The 16,176-nt window shown below is 45.1% G+C and carries 14 protein-coding genes and 2 pseudogenes; 6 read left to right on the plus strand and 10 right to left on the minus strand.

Annotated features, from left to right (window positions below; all coding sequences use genetic code 11):
* Window positions 1-152 precede the first annotated feature (152 nt).
* The 6 genes from QUA27_RS11680 to QUA27_RS11705 all read right to left on the minus strand — a co-directional run bounded on the left by QUA27_RS11680 (window position 153) and on the right by QUA27_RS11705 (window position 4,415).
* A complete protein-coding gene (locus QUA27_RS11680; protein WP_333068128.1) occupies window positions 153-935 on the minus strand; it encodes an MBL fold metallo-hydrolase in 783 nt (260 codons plus the stop codon).
* 323 nt (window positions 936-1,258) lie between these two features.
* Entirely contained in the window at window positions 1,259-1,846 is a 588-nt protein-coding gene (locus tag QUA27_RS11685) for an anthranilate synthase component II (protein WP_333068130.1), read from the minus strand.
* A 178-nt stretch (window positions 1,847-2,024) separates the two neighbouring features.
* Window positions 2,025-2,537, minus strand: a complete 513-nt coding sequence (locus tag QUA27_RS11690) for a diacylglycerol kinase (protein ID WP_333068132.1) — start codon at window positions 2,535-2,537, stop codon at window positions 2,025-2,027.
* A 161-nt stretch (window positions 2,538-2,698) separates the two neighbouring features.
* On the minus strand, window positions 2,699-3,235 hold the full coding sequence (gene ybeY, locus QUA27_RS11695) for an rRNA maturation RNase YbeY (RefSeq protein WP_333068133.1): 537 nt from the start codon (window positions 3,233-3,235) through the stop codon (window positions 2,699-2,701).
* Between the two features lie 206 nt (window positions 3,236-3,441).
* Complete coding sequence (locus QUA27_RS11700; RefSeq protein WP_333062727.1) at window positions 3,442-3,660, minus strand: DUF3285 domain-containing protein; 219 nt, start codon at window positions 3,658-3,660, stop codon at window positions 3,442-3,444.
* 266 nt (window positions 3,661-3,926) lie between these two features.
* Window positions 3,927-4,415: a tetratricopeptide repeat protein gene (locus QUA27_RS11705; protein WP_333068195.1), complete on the minus strand. Its 489-nt coding sequence runs from the start codon at window positions 4,413-4,415 to the stop codon at window positions 3,927-3,929.
* 42 nt (window positions 4,416-4,457) lie between these two features.
* Here QUA27_RS11705 and QUA27_RS11710 point away from each other — a divergent pair.
* A pseudogene (locus QUA27_RS11710) lies at window positions 4,458-5,187 on the plus strand (IS1 family transposase); the annotation flags it as partial.
* A 162-nt stretch (window positions 5,188-5,349) separates the two neighbouring features.
* Here QUA27_RS11710 and QUA27_RS11715 read toward each other — a convergent pair.
* The 4 genes and pseudogenes from QUA27_RS11715 to thrS all read right to left on the minus strand — a co-directional run bounded on the left by QUA27_RS11715 (window position 5,350) and on the right by thrS (window position 9,902).
* Window positions 5,350-6,663 (minus strand): aminotransferase class I/II-fold pyridoxal phosphate-dependent enzyme, encoded by a 1,314-nt coding sequence (locus tag QUA27_RS11715; RefSeq protein ID WP_333068134.1) that lies wholly within the window; start codon window positions 6,661-6,663, stop codon window positions 5,350-5,352.
* A gap of 372 nt (window positions 6,664-7,035) precedes the next feature.
* Window positions 7,036-7,508 (minus strand): annotated as a pseudogene (locus QUA27_RS11720) (IS1 family transposase); the annotation flags it as partial.
* 267 nt (window positions 7,509-7,775) lie between these two features.
* Window positions 7,776-7,910, minus strand: coding sequence for a DUF4058 family protein (locus QUA27_RS11725; RefSeq protein WP_333068136.1), 135 nt, complete (start codon window positions 7,908-7,910; stop codon window positions 7,776-7,778).
* Window positions 7,911-8,072: 162 nt separating this feature from the next.
* Entirely contained in the window at window positions 8,073-9,902 is a 1,830-nt protein-coding gene (gene thrS / locus QUA27_RS11730) for a threonine--tRNA ligase (protein WP_333068137.1), read from the minus strand.
* A gap of 410 nt (window positions 9,903-10,312) precedes the next feature.
* On the opposite strand from thrS, the gene QUA27_RS11735 reads away from it, so the two are divergent.
* The 5 genes from QUA27_RS11735 to QUA27_RS11755 all read left to right on the plus strand — a co-directional run bounded on the left by QUA27_RS11735 (window position 10,313) and on the right by QUA27_RS11755 (window position 16,138).
* Window positions 10,313-10,642, plus strand: a complete 330-nt coding sequence (locus QUA27_RS11735) for a DUF2605 domain-containing protein (protein WP_333068139.1) — start codon at window positions 10,313-10,315, stop codon at window positions 10,640-10,642.
* Between the two features lie 158 nt (window positions 10,643-10,800).
* Entirely contained in the window at window positions 10,801-11,112 is a 312-nt protein-coding gene (locus QUA27_RS11740; RefSeq protein ID WP_333068140.1) for a DUF2973 domain-containing protein, read from the plus strand.
* A 677-nt stretch (window positions 11,113-11,789) separates the two neighbouring features.
* Window positions 11,790-13,805, plus strand: coding sequence for a DICT sensory domain-containing protein (locus QUA27_RS11745; protein ID WP_333068141.1), 2,016 nt, complete (start codon window positions 11,790-11,792; stop codon window positions 13,803-13,805).
* 1,106 nt (window positions 13,806-14,911) lie between these two features.
* A complete protein-coding gene (locus QUA27_RS11750; protein WP_333068142.1) occupies window positions 14,912-15,412 on the plus strand; it encodes a peptidoglycan-binding domain-containing protein in 501 nt (166 codons plus the stop codon).
* Between the two features lie 300 nt (window positions 15,413-15,712).
* Complete coding sequence (locus QUA27_RS11755) at window positions 15,713-16,138, plus strand: photosystem I reaction center subunit II PsaD (RefSeq protein WP_332949173.1); 426 nt, start codon at window positions 15,713-15,715, stop codon at window positions 16,136-16,138.
* The last annotated feature ends 38 nt before the right edge of the window (window positions 16,139-16,176 follow it).

Raw genomic sequence — 16,176 nt, forward strand, 5'->3', positions numbered from 1 at the left:
CCTTATGAGATAAAACAGTGAACATGAATTGTTATGTTAGCCAAATCTCGACAAAAGGCAAGGTTGCCAGAGGCTAAGATAGCAAGAAAATTCTCTTGCATCCCCGATCGACCAAAACTTCCTTACTATAACGCAAGCTAATAAATCTGGCATCAACCGCTAAATCTGTAACTCAAAACCTCAATCACCGAACCAGTTTGGGGTAAGTCAGCAGATTTGATCGAAATCGTGTCATTATTTACTCGGCGCACCGGCGTACCATCCATCAGCGCCAAGAATTCATCTAGCGGCACCAAATCGCACGCAGCAGCATCGGCGGCTTGGGTTTTGAAATGTGTCGGAATCACCATCTTCGGTTTGAGAAGTTGCAAAGTTTGCTTCGCTTCCGCCGGAGTGTAAGCTTTCGGCCCTCCGCCCACGGGAATCAGCACTACATCGGGCCGCCCGATCAAGATTTGCTCTTCAATGCCGATCGGGCCAGCAACTCCGCCCAAGTGTAAAATCTTAACGCCCGCTTGCTGCCACAGCCAAGCCACATTGACCCCAAATCGCCTTCCTCCCTCACGGTCTTTTTCCGTCCGAATCCCTTGAATCCGCAGCCCGTTAGACCTGTAAGCCCCAGGCTCGTACAAAAGGCCGGGATTGCCCGCAAATCCGTCGATCGCCCCTTCATCGAGCAACCGACTGCTAATCAGAATCAAATCTGTTTGCACTTTAGGAGAGCGATAGCCTGCCGTACAGCCCAGGGGGCGAAAAGGATTCACCAGCACCCTCGCACCGCCTCCGGCGAACAAGAAGCAAGTGTGGCCCAACCACTGAACCGACAAAGAATCAGCAGTTTGAGCTTGATAGCTTTCCCATCCAGATGGTAAACCAGTTGCTAAAGCTGCTAGCAAACCCGTCTGTGCGTAACGTATTAATTGTCGCCGTTTCATCTTGTGGTTGGGGTTGTCGGGTGTTAGTCGTTTGTTGTTATACCACAAAACACCGTCAGTCGATTTTAGATTTTAGATTTTAGATTTTAGATTTACTCCACAGATGAATCTGGGATATGGAACTTTCGTCTAAAATTTGGGGTTCACCACGACCATTTTCGCGGGCTTGTATCCTTTTGTGGGCGCCTGAGATGCGAAAATGTACACCCTAGTTTTACCGTAAAGTTCGCAGTGCCCACCCTAAAAATTTAGATAATTTAAACAGTCAGGTGTGGATTCGGCACCCGAAAGATGCAGATAAAAACTCAAAATTCCCAACCCAACTAAAGCCGTTCCAAGAAATTTCGCAATAATTGCTTTCCGGCAGTCGTCAAAATACTTTCCGGGTGAAACTGTACACCTTCAATGTGCGGATATTCCCGGTGTCGCACACCCATAATAGTTCCGTCTTCAACCCAAGCGGTAATTTCCAAAACTTCTGGACAACTCTGCTTTTCAATTACCAAACTGTGATAGCGAGTTGCAATCATCGGCGATTCCACGCCCTGAAAAACTCCGACTCCTGTGTGTTCTACCTGAGAAGTTTTGCCGTGCATCAACAGGGGTGCAGAAACAATTTGGCCGCCGAATACTTGACCGATACTTTGATGTCCGAGGCACACGCCTAAAATTGGCAGAGTCGGCCCCAACTCTTTGATTAATTCCAGAGAAATTCCCGCATCTTCCGGCCGCCCCGGGCCTGGAGAAATCACCACGGCGGCAGGCTGTAATTGGCGAATTTCTGCTAAAGAAATTTGGTCGTTGCGGTAGACTTGCACTTCGCTTGCTACGGGCAACTCAGCACCGAGTTCTCCTAGATACTGTACCAAATTGTATGTAAAACTATCGTAGTTATCGATGACTATAATCACGGGTTAAGTTAGATTTTAGGTTTTAGATTTTAGATTTTAGGTTAACTCGCTGTCTGAAAGCAAGGGTTTCAAGATTTTAGATAGATGCCGAAGATAAAAATAGCTGCAATATAGACGAATAAAACTAAAAATCTCAAATTGGTCATCTAAAACCTAAAATTTGCGATCGCCCAATAAGTTACTGACGGGCGATCGCAATTTGAACCACTGCCCACAAAGGAGGCAGCAGAAGTGCAGTACCGACGATGATCGCAGCCATTGCCGATACCAGAACCGCTCCCGCACCGCAGTCTTTGGCAATTTTGGCTAGTTCGTGGTAAGATTGCCCGACTGTCAAGTCTACCACCGATTCGATCGCCGTATTCAAGAGTTCCATGGCTAAAACTATGCCAATGGTGACGCCGATCACAGATATTTCTACAGGTTTCAGTTGCAAAAATAGCCCTAGTCCGATCGCCAAAGTGCCAATAACAGTGTGAATCCGAAAATTGCGCTGAGTTTCAAAAGCATAACTCAGACCCCCCCAAGCGTATCTAAAACTCGTAGCTAAGCTAGATGCGATTTTCCAGGACAGCTCTCGGTTGTATTTCAAGGCTTTTTTAGGCTCGTGGACTGTCTGGCTAGAAGAGTCTTGAGGCATGGGCAGAAACTGTGCGACTTGTGATGAAATTGAGGGTCTATCTAGTGTCATAAAGAACCAACTTTAATTTACAGAGATGAATGAAAGCTAAACTTTTCAAATTAACTTCATCAAGTCTAGGTAACTTTTCTAAGTTTTTACTAAAGTTCTGGTTTAATTTCAGAAAGTTATGTTGGGCTTGACATGATTTGTTAAATAACCATCAACTTCAGTTATGCTGTTTGGATCGCAAGACCGATCGCCCGCAGCAATGTTTCCTGTTGATCGAGCATTTGAGTCAGACTTTCTTCATCCGGGTGATCCCAGCCCAAAAGATGCAGAAAACCGTGGGCTGCTAGCCAAGCGAGTTCGGTCTTCAGGGGATGTCCTTGCTGCTGGGCTTGTCGGTTAGCTGTATCGATCGAGATGACGATATCACCCAAGTATAGGGGTTCACATGACTGCATTTCCTCTAGCTGAGGACAGTCTACCTCTAAAGCTGCGAAAGCTAGTACATCGGTCGAGCGATCGAGCTGGCGGTACTGGAGGTTGAGGGCTTGCATCTCAGTATCGGCTGTTAAACGCAGACTGACTTCGTAGCCCGGGGCCGCTGGCACATCCGCCGCCTGGTTTTCCAGCCAAACGCTAAACCAATTTTCCCAGGTTTCGGCTGAAATCTCCCCGCTGGGTGTACTCTCAGGGAGGTTGGAAGCGTCGGCTGACTGCTGGGCGATCCCGTAACAGTCTTCGACGTTCACCTCTATTAACATTTTTTTTCTCTCCTGTCAAGGCATATATTCAATTTCTTTACAAATTCCAATTGCGCGATCGAACGGCAGGGGATTTTGCTGTTGCTGGAAAGATACAGTAATCTGTTAGAGATTGCAACAGGCAGGCAGAACAATCAGCTTAACTCTCGATTAAGAAATATCAAAAACATCAGCAGAAATTAGAGGCTGATTGTTGACATCCCCGATTAAGAATTGAAATATCGATCGAGAAAAGCCAAACCGACGAGTACGCCTAAAAGTCCTGCGGCTGTCAAGGCAAAATGAAACAGAGAAGTCGCCCGCTTGCGAACCATGTTCCGCATCGCCAGCTTGACATAACTCGGTGGAGGTGCAGTGTTTGTCGGCGCTGTCTGGGTTTCCGCGGACTCTTCGGAGGCGGGAATTGCTGAGGGAGGTTGACTCATAACGGTTAGTTTAGAAGGTTAAAGGTTAACAGAGAGGCTGCTGAGAACAGACTCGCCCCGATGGTAACAAATATGTAACGTTTTGTGTAGGTGTTTTTAGATTTCAGATTGCCGCAGGCTGGTTTCGGGCGGCAGAGAATCGGGCTAAACTTTCTTCAGCCATCAGCCATCCGCTGAACTTCAGCAATAATTCGCCTCACTGTCTCCGCGTCGGGCGATCGCAAATGCTGCAAAATGTCCAAAGATTGCTGTAAATAATTCAAAGCTTAGTCAAAATCTCCCTTCTTATCTGCTAACAACTGTCCTAACATTGCGAAAGTAGCAGCTTTTCCTCGAACATTGCCAATCTTTTCCTCAAGTTCGAGAGATTGTTCATAAAATGCGATCGCCTTGGCTACTTCCCCTTGATTGGCATAAATTCCTGCTAGTTGGTGCAAAGTAGCAGCTTTCCCTTGAACATTGCCAATCTTTTTTTTAAGTTCGAGAGATTGTTCATAAAAGGCGATCGCCTTGGCTACTTCCCCTTGATTGGCATAAATTCCTGCTAGTTGTTGCAAAGTAGCAGCTTTCCCTTGAAGATTGCCAATCTTTTCCTGAAGTTCGAGAGATTGTTCATAAAGTGCGATCGCCTTGGCTACTTCCCATTGATTGGCATAAATTCCTGCTAGTTCGTGCAAAGTAGCAGCTTTCCCTTGAAGATTGCCAATCTTTTCCTGGCGTTGTTGAATTGAGGTACGATAGATCGAGTGAGCGATTCACAAAAACCAATTAACTGAAAGTCAAAGCCAAGGAAATTTCCTGAATATAAGTCAACTCATGTTAATAAAAATGCGCCGAATAAAGGCAAGGAAAATTATATTTGTGTTGACTGTGACCGGCAATTTAGAGATTGCTATTAAACCCACCAGTGTTACGCGCAAGAAGTTAAATATCAATACTTAAAAATATATGTCAATGGGAGGGATTTTCGTGCGAGCAAGAGAGTCAAAGACCTGCATCACACGACAATAATTAATTGGCTCAAGCAAGTTGGAAAGCTACTACCATCCGCTTAGGATCGAGAGACTATTCCAGAAGTAGGAGAACTAGATGAGCTACAAATATTTATAGGATAAAAAAAACACAATCTGGGTGTGGACAGCAGCAGATTACTTTAGACCAGGTATTCTAGGATGGGTATTAGGAGACCGAGCGTCCTAAAACGTTTGAACCTTTGTGGGATGTAGTTAGTAGATGGGGATGCTATTTTTATGTGACGGATGGCCCCAAAGTTTATGCAATGTTTATTCCAGAGAGAAACAAAATTATGTGCCCAACTTACATGACTTGCTGTTGAAGGTGAAAACACAAGATTAAGACACTATCTGGCTCGCTTAAAACGAAAGACTTTTTGTTATTCAGGCAGCCGAACAAAGGCTCAGATATCCAATTAAGCTACTTATTCATTATCTCACGTTTAATGATGTTCGCCTTCCCTATTCAATTAATTATTTCTATCGAGCATTAGTCACCGCACGCGATCGCTAAACCATACCCCAATTCAGTAACGCCATATCATAAATTATACCAGCATGAAGGTGTGTAAAAGCTTTGAAGCTTCTGACTTCTGAAAACAGATTTCTGTAATAGCGACAATACTCATCAATTAATTTCAAGGTTGAATTAGCTTGGCGAGGGTTAACCATAGACCTAGCTCGGGTTTGAGAGATTTTGTTCTATGATACTTTGCCGCTTAGTGACAGAAGAGGAGGAAGCAAGTGGGTTAGCAACAGCGTATTCCATCGCAGCTTGGAATTTGGGTAGAGAACGCGAAATCATTTCTTCGTTGGCAGTAAGGGAAATTCGGAAGTAACCGGGTATTTCCTGGGGAGTTCCTGGTAAAACAAATATATCTTGACTTGCTAATAACTCGGCAAAAGCAAGGTCATCATCCCAAGGTGATTGCACCAAGAGGAAGAACGTCCCATCAGGGTTATACATGGTGTAACCCATATCCCGCATTGCCTTCACCATCCCATCTCGCTTGTTTTGTAAATGCTCGATATTTATGTTGAGCTGCTCTAAGTCTCCTAATGCATACTGCATGAGCACACTAGGATAACACCAACCAAAAGGACTTTGTTGTAGGAGGCCAATGATTCGTCTTATTTCTTCCCGATTAGGCATAGTGGGAGGTAAAGCAATATACCCTATACGTTGACCGGGTGCCATTAAAGTCTTGCTATAACCATATACTAAGAAAGAAAATGGGTAAAACTGAGTAGGGCTGGAACAAGTTTGGTTGTCGAAAACAACGCGGCTGAAGGTTTCATCGGAAATAATATAAATAGGCTTGCCATAGTGCTTAGAAGCCTCGTTAAGTATACCACTCAAACCCTCCAGGGTACTAGCTGAAAAAAGCTTACCTGTAGGGTTGTGGGGTGAATTGATAATGATTGCTCGAGTCCGTTCTGTAATTGCAGATGCGATCGCCTGCAAATCCATATCAAAGGTGTTTTTATCCACAGGCACACCAACCGGAACCGCACCGGTAAAATGCACCATACTCCTATAGCCTAACCAGGGTGGAGTCAAAATAATTACCTCATCTCCCTCACCAGCTAACATTTGCAGACAAATCGCCAAACCAACTACAGTACCATTGGTCATAAAAATATCTTCAGGCAATATAGAAAGTCCGCGTTTATCCTGAAGAGCAGCGGATACAGTGATCCGTGATTCTGGAATATTTCCCTTGTAGCCATACCACCCTTGATTTTGCGGTACACTCCAACGCTGTAAGGCTTCTACAAACCCTGGAGGTGGTATTTCATGGGCATCACCGAAAGTAAAATCAATACTTTCCGGCTCAGTTCGGCGACTCATATAGGTCGCTTGGGCCAAGAATTGACTTATAGGGGTCGGGCAATCTAATAACTTTAGTAACCGTGGTGAGATATAGTGAGTCTTCGCTTCACTTTTTGGATCTGGCACGAGCTTATTTCGATTACTTTTGTCGTACATAGTAATTGGGTAGTGGTGTATAGTAATTGCCGGTCACGGAACTCGCCTTAACGATAAATTATACTCAGGGACAAAATACCGTCGCCCCCATTCTTGACATTTATATCCTTGTTTACCACTTGTTTACCATAAGTATGAACGTATTTAATAATTTTCCCCGAAGGATATCTTACACAAGTGATACTCATATATACTCAGGAGTATTGATATTATTTTATTAGTTTAACATGATAATGCACCACTACCAACTATCTCACTCTTTACTGCATCACGGCATTATTTCGCAACAATTTGTAACGCATCAACCGTAGAACCCAGTACCCTACACTGTCCACAAAAACCAATCCCGGCGTTGCTGAATTGGGGTATGGTTTAACAATCGCGTGCGGTGACTAATGCTCGATGGAAATAATTAATTGAATAGGGAAGGCGAACATCATTAAACGTGAGATAATGAATAAGTTGTTTAATTGGATATCTGAGCATTTGTTCGGCTGCCTGAATAACAAAAAGTCTTTCGTTTTAAGCGAGCCAGATAGTGTCTTAATCTTGTGTTTTTACCTTCAACCGCAAGTCATGTAAGTTGGGCACATAATTTGGTTTCCATCTGGAATAAACATTGCATAAACTTTCGGGCCATCCGTCACATAAAAATAGCATCCCCATCTACTAACTACATCCCACAAAGGTTCAAACGTTTTAGGACGCTCGGTCTCCTAATACCCATCCTAGAATACCTGGTCTAAAGTAATCTACTGCTGTCCACACCCAGATGGTTTTTTTTCTCCTATAAAGGTTTGTAGCTCATCTAGTTCTCCTACTTCTGGAATTGTCTCTGGATCGTAAGCGGATGATTATTAAAGTTCCCTCTTTTTCATCATCCCCGGTTGTTTCCCAATTTCCCGACAAGCCAGAAATCGCAAACAGTTCATCTTTAGCAGCAACTGCATCTTGTCATTCGACGCTGATTTGAATATCTGCCATTACTTTTTATTGCCACTCTACGCCATCTAATTATATCTCAGCAATTTATATGCGGGCGATCGCACTTAAACCTCCCTCTACCATCCGATCGATCTCCTCTGCTCCAACAAAACATCCGCCCCAGCAGCTTAAGTTTCGGACAGCGGGGGAACTGTTGCGGCGATATAATCTATTCTAAAGTCCTTGGCGGGGCGATCGTAAACCCCATTTACTAACGCTTGTAAATCTACAATTGGTTCAGCATCACCTGCACGCAAAGGCAACGGAGAAGATTGTGAAAATTAAATGCACAACCGCTTATCATTTGTATTAATTGTGGAACGGGCGTCTCGCCCGTTAAGTGAATCGTGGAAGGGGAGAGACGCCCATTAAGTGAATTGTGGAACGGGCGTCTCGCCCGTTCTAAAATCTGCGATTAAAATCGCTTAAAAATCCCCGTAACTACTAATCGCCCCCTGCAACCTCCGAATCACTTCATCAACCGAAATCGCCCCCAACTCCCCAGAAGCCCGAGTCCGAATATTCAAACTATTCGCCTCAACTTCCTTCGCACCCACAACACCCATCACCGGAATTTTATCCTTCTCAGCATTGCGAATCAACTTGCCCAAACGCTCGCTATCTTCATCAGCTTCAGCGCGAATATTGAGCGCCTTCATCTTCGCTGCCACTTCCTTCGCAAACGGCAAAAACTCCGCGCTGACAGGCAACAACCGCACCTGAATCGGCGCCAGCCACAGCGGAAAATCCCCCGCATACTGCTCGATCAAAATCCCGATCAAGCGTTCCAAAGAACCGAAAGGAGCGCGGTGAATCATCACCGGACGCTTGCGAGTGCCGTCTTCAGCAACGTATTCCAAATCAAAACGTTCTGGCAAATTGTAATCTACCTGAACAGTTCCTAATTGCCATTCTCTATCCAAGACATCTTGGAAAATGAAATCGAGTTTCGGCCCGTAAAAAGCCGCTTCCCCAATTCCCTCAAAATAATTCATTCCCAAAGTTTCCACCGCGCGGCGGATTGCACCTTGAGCCTTTTCCCAAGCTTCATCCGAACCGATGTATTTCTCTAAATTGTTTGGATCGCGGAAACTCAAACGCGCTTTAAAGTTTTTCAGTTGCAGACTCTTGAAGACTGACAGAATCAAATCCACTACATTCAAGAATTCTGCATCCAACTGTTCCGGCGTCACAAATAAGTGGGAATCATCTACCGTAAAGCCGCGCACCCGCGTTAAACCGCCCAATTCTCCCGATTGTTCGTAGCGGTAAACCGTGCCAAATTCCGCTAAGCGCATCGGCAATTCGCGATAGGAACGCAATTCGCTTTTGTAAATCTGAATGTGGAAAGGGCAGTTCATCGGTTTCATCACAAAACCCTGTTCGTTTGCTGCCGATTCTTCATCCTCCGCCATCAGCGGAAACATATCTTCTTTGTATTTTTGCCAATGTCCAGAAATTTTGAACAAATCGACTCTAGCGATGTGCGGAGTCACAACTTGCAAATAGCCGCGCTTGATTTGTTCTTGTTTCAAGTAATCTTCTAAAATACTTCTCAAAACAGTGCCTTTCGGCGTCCACAAAGGCAAACCCGGGCCCACCGCATCGGCAAAAATAAATAAGCCTAATTCTTTACCTAATTTGCGGTGATCGCGCCTTAATGCTTCTTCTTTGCGGTGTTTGTATGCTGCTAGCTGTTCGGGAGTTTCCCAAGCAGTGCCGTAAATGCGCTGTAACTGAGCTTTGGTTTCGTCGCCGCGCCAGTACGCGCCTGCTAGGCTTTCTAGCTCGATCGCCTTTGGATTCAACTCACTGGTATTATCCAAGTGAGGCCCAGCGCACAAATCCCACCATTCCTCGCCCAAATGGTAAAGAGTAATCGGTTCTATCAAACCTTCTAAAATTTCTAATTTGTAAGGTTCATTAATCTCCTTAATTCTGCGTTCCGCTTCCTCGCGGCTGACTTCTTCTCGAATTACAGGCAATTTACGGTTGATGATTTTGATCATCTCTTTTTTAATGGCTTTTAAATCCTGTTCCGTAAAAGGTTCGGGAGTGTCAAAGTCATAATAGAAACCGTTTTCAATCCAAGGGCCGATCGTTACTTGCGCCTTGGGAAATAACTTCTGCACCGCCATCGCCATAACGTGGGAGGTGGTGTGGCGAATTTTTTTTAGTGCCTCCGACTCACTCGTGCGGGGCAACTCAATCTTAACGGACTCTTCTGGAGGGGACATGGATTGTGAGCTAGACATCGGCTGAATTAGCAATTAATTTAGTTGCAGTTGCTTCTATCTTACTCAGATTGGGACAGCAAGCGCCGACTTCCGGCTGGGGGACACTCCGGGAAATTACAGCAACGGCCTGTCAGGGTTGCGAGGTTTAGTACGTCCCGCACTCCGACTCTCACAAACCGGGTTTTTTACTATTTGGGTGGGCTTTAACCCGTCTTGCCTGAAAAAAACCGCTTTCTAACCACCCGTGAGCTCGCAAACTAATTCGGCAGGATTTGGGGATTTCGACTCAAAAATCGCTGCTGACACAATTAAATTTATTCACACCCACCTGCTAATTGTTGTTAAATCATTGAATTTTTGTTGAAAATATGTTACAGATTGTAAAGACCGTCTAAGATTATAATAAATAAATAACCCAATTTTGATCCATGCTTAATTCCAACTTGCCCGAATCAGAATTGCTCAAAGCGTTACTGGAACCGCTGTTAGAGGATTTCAATTACTGGTTTGAGCGATCGGCAAACCTCTTAGAAACTGAGGAAATTCCTTTTCTGAGCGGCGAAGATCAATCTGACTTGGTGGCGCGAGTCAAACAGGCTCAGCAAGAAGTAGGCGCAGCTCAAGCTCTATTTCAAGCAACCGGAGGTCAAGTTGGGATTGAAACCGCAGCACTAATGCCGTGGCACAGACTGCTCGCCGAATGCTGGCAAGTATCGGCGCGTTTTCGCTCATTGCAGTCAGCTCCCCCTGGAAAATAAAAAGGCCTGTTCAAGTTCAACCCGCAGTCAAATCCCAAACCTTGGGAAATGTGGTCACCCACTTGACAACCTCAAACCGATTTCCAGTTAATAAGTTATTACTTGCTGAAACACATTTGTAAATTGCTGTGTGGCTGTTTAGCCCGGAGGAGAAAATAATGTTGCACCTGCTTTATATTTTAGCTTTTACCGTTCTAGCCTTTCTGGCAGTCGGTAACTTAATCCGCAGTCTAGTCACCGTAGGTATGGAGTCCCAGCGCCCTCAACAATTCAGGGCAAATAATCACTACGCATCCTATCCTCGCTCTCAATCTGTACCGCATCCAGAACTTTTAGACGAACACGGAAACGTTGTCAATGAGCCGCTGTTAGTGATGCGTTCGCTGACTGTGCAAGACGCCCGCGAACAATTAGATGCTCTCTACAAATCATCTCCGGGCGGCAACGACGAAGGGGGCGAACTAGCCTGATACAACCACAGCCACAGCATTTATACTCAGGCGCGATGCCTCAAAAAAATATAGGACTTACACCCTAGGTGTCCGAAACTCTTTTTCTTCATAGATTTTTGGTGAAAATCGTTTCCGCTGGCATCGGAATAATCATTTTCCGAGTTCAGTGCGAGCTTACGATATCGCGAGGATGCTCGCACTCTCGGTATCATTCCGCATCTAACCAGATTGAATATAAGTCCTCAAAATAATTGGCCGTTAGTTTTTAACTAATGGCCAATTATTTGTGATTTTTGAAAGTTTAATTGCCGATTAGCCAGATCGATCGCCAAAAACCGGTTCGCCAAAAACCGATACTGATGGCACTGATATCAAATAGCTCAAGAATAGTATAATGCAAGAGATCAGCAAGCGGTGCCTAACAAGTCTGAATGGTGAGAGTGCTAACGCCCGAATCGAAGCCTGAATAGATGAGTTAGCGTCAAAACCTAGAGGTAAAAACAGGTGACTTTGGGATGAACTCAAGGTCTTGGAGGGATACCTCTGCTTAGATTCGTCTAAGTGCTATTGCTAGCATGATATGACTTAAACAGTCGTGTTATGCCGCATAAATGTATCAGATACTGAAAAGGGATCGCTCTAAACCTCCTATCGATCCTGTGTTGTCATCGGCAAAAATGCACGTTTAAGGCTAGATGATCGTCCCTATTTCGCTACTGGCAGAACTTCTGCAAGCTTTGCCCCAACTGCGGGCACAAATTTATTTCAAATCTTCCATGACAGCTTTGTCTCACGCTATGGAAGACTTGGTTTTGGCGGGTTCAGACGACGAACCGCTAGTCATTGCAAGCTTTCAGCGAGAGCGCTTCTACCGCCAGGAAGCTCACCGCTACCGGCGAATTGCCTCACGCTCGTCTCAGGTATACGTGCTGGCAGCACCGGAAACAGACTTTAAAAATGCTTCAGAGTGTCACGAAACTGTCGCGTTTGCACCGGAAGACGGATTAAGTAAAGAGTGGCACTTAGTGGTGCTGGGGCAAAACTACTCAACTTGCCTGATTTGTCAAGAAAAAATTGTGCCGATCGACAATCAGGACGATCGCGGGCAGCAGTTGATGGATCAAGCTCGCAGATTTGAAGGAATTTGGACGTTCGATCGCGAGGTAAGCTCCAAAGCTGCCGCATTGTTGCTCGATAGAATTGTCAAATATCGCCCGGAATTGGCCGAAAAGATTGATCGAGCCCGAACTGCTTACAAGCTCAAAACACCGAAAAAAACGAGGAAATCCGCCACTTCCAAAGCCACCAAACCCGACATAAGTACGGCAAAAAGCTCAAAAATTCCCAATCCCAAATTGAGCGATGCTTTTACCGAACGCTTAGTAACCTACTTGCAAGCAGGCCAGCACAAACTGCTCAAAGCATACAGCGCCATCGCCGCTCAGGAACGCAAAGAACGCCTGGTAAACTTAATTACCACGGCAATGCGGCAGTCTCTCAACCCACAAGAAATTGTCGAAGTCGCAGTGCAAGAACTGGGCACTGCCCTGTCGGCAAGCCGCTGTTTGATTTATCGGTGCAAGGCCACAGATGTGGCGGCCAAAATCGATCGCGAGTTTTTGGGACCCGGCGCTAGTTCCATGCTGGAGCAGACTTGGCTGTTGCAGGAAAATCAAATATGGAGCGACGCGGTGGCGCGGCAAGAGCGAGTTTACATTCAAGACACAGCACAACACCCGCTGATTGTCAATACACAATTCCTGGAAAAAACTGTAAAAAATTGGCAAATAGTCTCTTGGTTAATGGTGCCAGTGCTTTATCAGGGGCGGGTTTTGGGAATGGTGGAAATGCACCAGTGCCGATCGGTTTTGCCTTGGGAAGAAGACGAAATTGCATTAGTAGAGGCGATCGCCACCCAACTCGGAGCCGCCTTAATTCAAGCAGAAACTTACGCTCATTTAGAAGAACTCAACCAACAATTAGAAGCATTAGACCGCACTCGCAGCAATCTAATTGCCATCACCGGACACGAACTCCGCACTCCGCTTTCTACGATTCAAGTTTGTTTGGAAAGTTTGAACTCCGAACCTGATATGCCCGCAGAATTGCGGCAAATCATGTTAGAAACTGCCCTCGGTGATGCCGATAGAATGCGGAAACTCGTGCAGGATTTCTTAACTCTTTCTCACTTAGAAAGCGGGCGAGTTCAATGGAATGTAGAATCGCTGACGCTGCAAGAATGCGTTGATTTGGCCCTCAGCAGCGTGCGATCGCGCACTGTCGATCAACAGTTACCGGAAATTATCGCCGAAGTGTCCGCAGATTTGCCTTTAGTACAAGCTGACGGAGAGTGGTTGGTGGAGGTGCTCTCCAAACTGCTAGACAACGCTTGCAAATTCACCACACCTCAAGGAAGCGTGACAGTGCGAGCCAAATGCAACGGTTCTCGGATGGTGGAAGTGCTCGTAGCTGATACGGGGAGGGGAATAGAGGCTAATAGTTTAAAAGTAGTGTTCGATCGATTTTATCAAGAAGAAGGAGCTTTGCGCCGCAGCGCCGGGGGTACCGGTTTGGGATTGGCAATTTGCAAGCAGATTGTTGCTGGCTGGGGCGGTAAAATTTGGGTAGATTCCGCAGGGAAAGACCGAGGAAGTGAATTTCACTTTACTATTCCCACTGTTGAGAATCAATTGACAAGTGTTAACTCATGACTAATCACTAATGATTAATTACTAATGACTGGAAACTACCCCTCAGTCTATCCTACATTGGAATACCGATCGCAAACTCTATTCCACCTTCTAGCGATGACAAACATTTCCAAGTTCCCCAATGTTTTTGAGTTACTATCTGATAGCCAATAGACAGTCCCAATCCCGTACCTTGGCCTTCTGCTTTAGTTATAAAAAATGCTGTAAATAATTTTTATATGACTAATATCAAATCTGTTACCAGCGGAATTATTTCTATCTCTCTTCTCGATTTTTGCGTTAATATGCGTCAATCCCTTGTCATCTGCGGTTAATACATTCTCTTTTTATGAACCGCAGATGAGGGCATATCAACACAGATTAACGCAGATGAATTAGATCGATTTCGGTTGCCCCATCCGTGATTGTTGACCGTTGACTGGATTATACAATTCCGATGCTACCGGGATTGATATGATTCCGGTATTTCCCGTCCGCTGTCAGCAATGCGAATCAAAATTGTGTGTATTATTTCCGGTTTTTTCAGGTAACGAAAATACTTGCTTAAAGCCCTGGGACAAAGTTAAAAAACCGGGTTTGTGAGTGTCAGATCGCGTAAGTATCGATCGAGTTAATCGATCGACCGAGACACGATAGCACAGAAAAGTTTTCACAAAACCAGCCTCGGCTGCTACACCCTTTCTCACCCTCAATCCTCACCCTGTGAGATCAGCCTTAAAGGTGATGTGACCACGCGGTGTTCAGCTTTAAAATCAAAAGTATCAAAGCAGATTCAGGATGCGCTTGCCGTCTTAAAGCCGGTTTGGCGACAGAATAGCTAGGGAGGCTGCCGAAAATTAATATCAGTTTAAAAAAAGAATCCAACTGTAGGTAAGCTACCAACCCCGATAGTAATCAGTCATGCCGAATCTAAAATCTAAAATCTAAAATCTAAAATGGTATAAGTCTCCTGTCCACAAGTCGTGAGATGGTAAAAGTCGCTCGAATCTGTTGAGGCACTGCCGACGCCAGTGTTGATTCGTGAAAATTTGAGAATGCAAATGTTTCGCCCGGAAAAACTTTTTTTCCAGAAGAATACTCAAACCTAGAGGTTAGGAAAATCGATTATGTCACCTACAACCCAGATGAAATCTACTCAACCTATGGCCAAAAAGCCACAACTACAATTAGGTTCTGAAGGTAAAGCGGTATTGGAACTAGAACAACTGCTAACCAAGTTGCAACTTTATCGGCATCCTGCTAAAGGAATTTTTAACAAAGCAGTTGAATTTTCTGTGAAACTGTTTCAGTTTCGGGTTTTCTTGTCGCCGGACGGTATTGTCGGGCCGCTGACTTGGGAGGCGCTTTATACTGGTGCTCCAGTTAATATGCCGGTACTCAGATTGGGCAGTTCTGGAGAAGCAGTCGCTACTGTTCAGGAAGTTCTCAAAATTTCCAAGCATTATGGCGGTAAAATTGACGGCGACTTTGCTACTTTGACGGACAAAGCTGTTCGGGCATTTCAAAAAAGCTTTGGGATTGAGGCCGACGGGATTGTCAATCAAGAAACTTGGACTGCTTTGAGCCAAATTCCGCGTGGCTATGACCCTAATTGGTTCTTGACTTAGGGTTGGCGCGGTAAATTGTTCGATCGTGTGTGGGGGGAAAGAGGGGGAATGTGCGATTATTCGGGTGCCCCACAAGCACCAGAATAATTGCTGTTTTTTTTTTGATTATTTTTTCGGGATTCGTGCTACCTAATTCTGTTTTCTAGCTTTGGTGAAAATTACCAATTATCAATTATTAATTACTAATTATCAATTATCAGAAAAGATCGATCGCCAAAAAACTGTTAATTTTCCTTACAATTTCGAGAACAGCGTGCAGTCTCAATGATACGATGCCGTAAAAATCCTTTGGATATATCTATGGCCGAACAACTTACTGGACAACCCCCAATCTTCGGCGGCAGCACAGGCGGCTTGCTGACCAAGGCGCTAGTTGAAGAGAAGTACGCTATCACTTGGACTAGCCCCAAGGAGCAGGTGTTTGAAATGCCTACGGGTGGCGCTGCGATTATGCGTCAAGGCGACAACTTGCTGCATCTGCCCCGGAAGGAGCAGTGCATCGCTTTGGGCGGCCAGCAACTGCGGGCTAAATTCAAAATCACCAACTACAAAATTTACCGCGTGTTTCCAGACGGTACTACTGAGTACCTGCATCCCAAGGATGGCGTGTTCCCTGAGAAGGTGAACGAAGGTCGTCCCTACAACGGTAAGATTGACCGCAATATTGGCAGCAATCCAAATCCGGCTAAGCTGAAGTTCAGCGGTAAGAAGACTTTCGATCCTTAGACCATGACTGCATGGCTGAGCAAAACATAGGTAATATT

Source organism: Microcoleus harperi Pol14_C6 (assembly GCF_036701295.1).
Lineage (GTDB): Bacteria > Cyanobacteriota > Cyanobacteriia > Cyanobacteriales > Microcoleaceae > Microcoleus.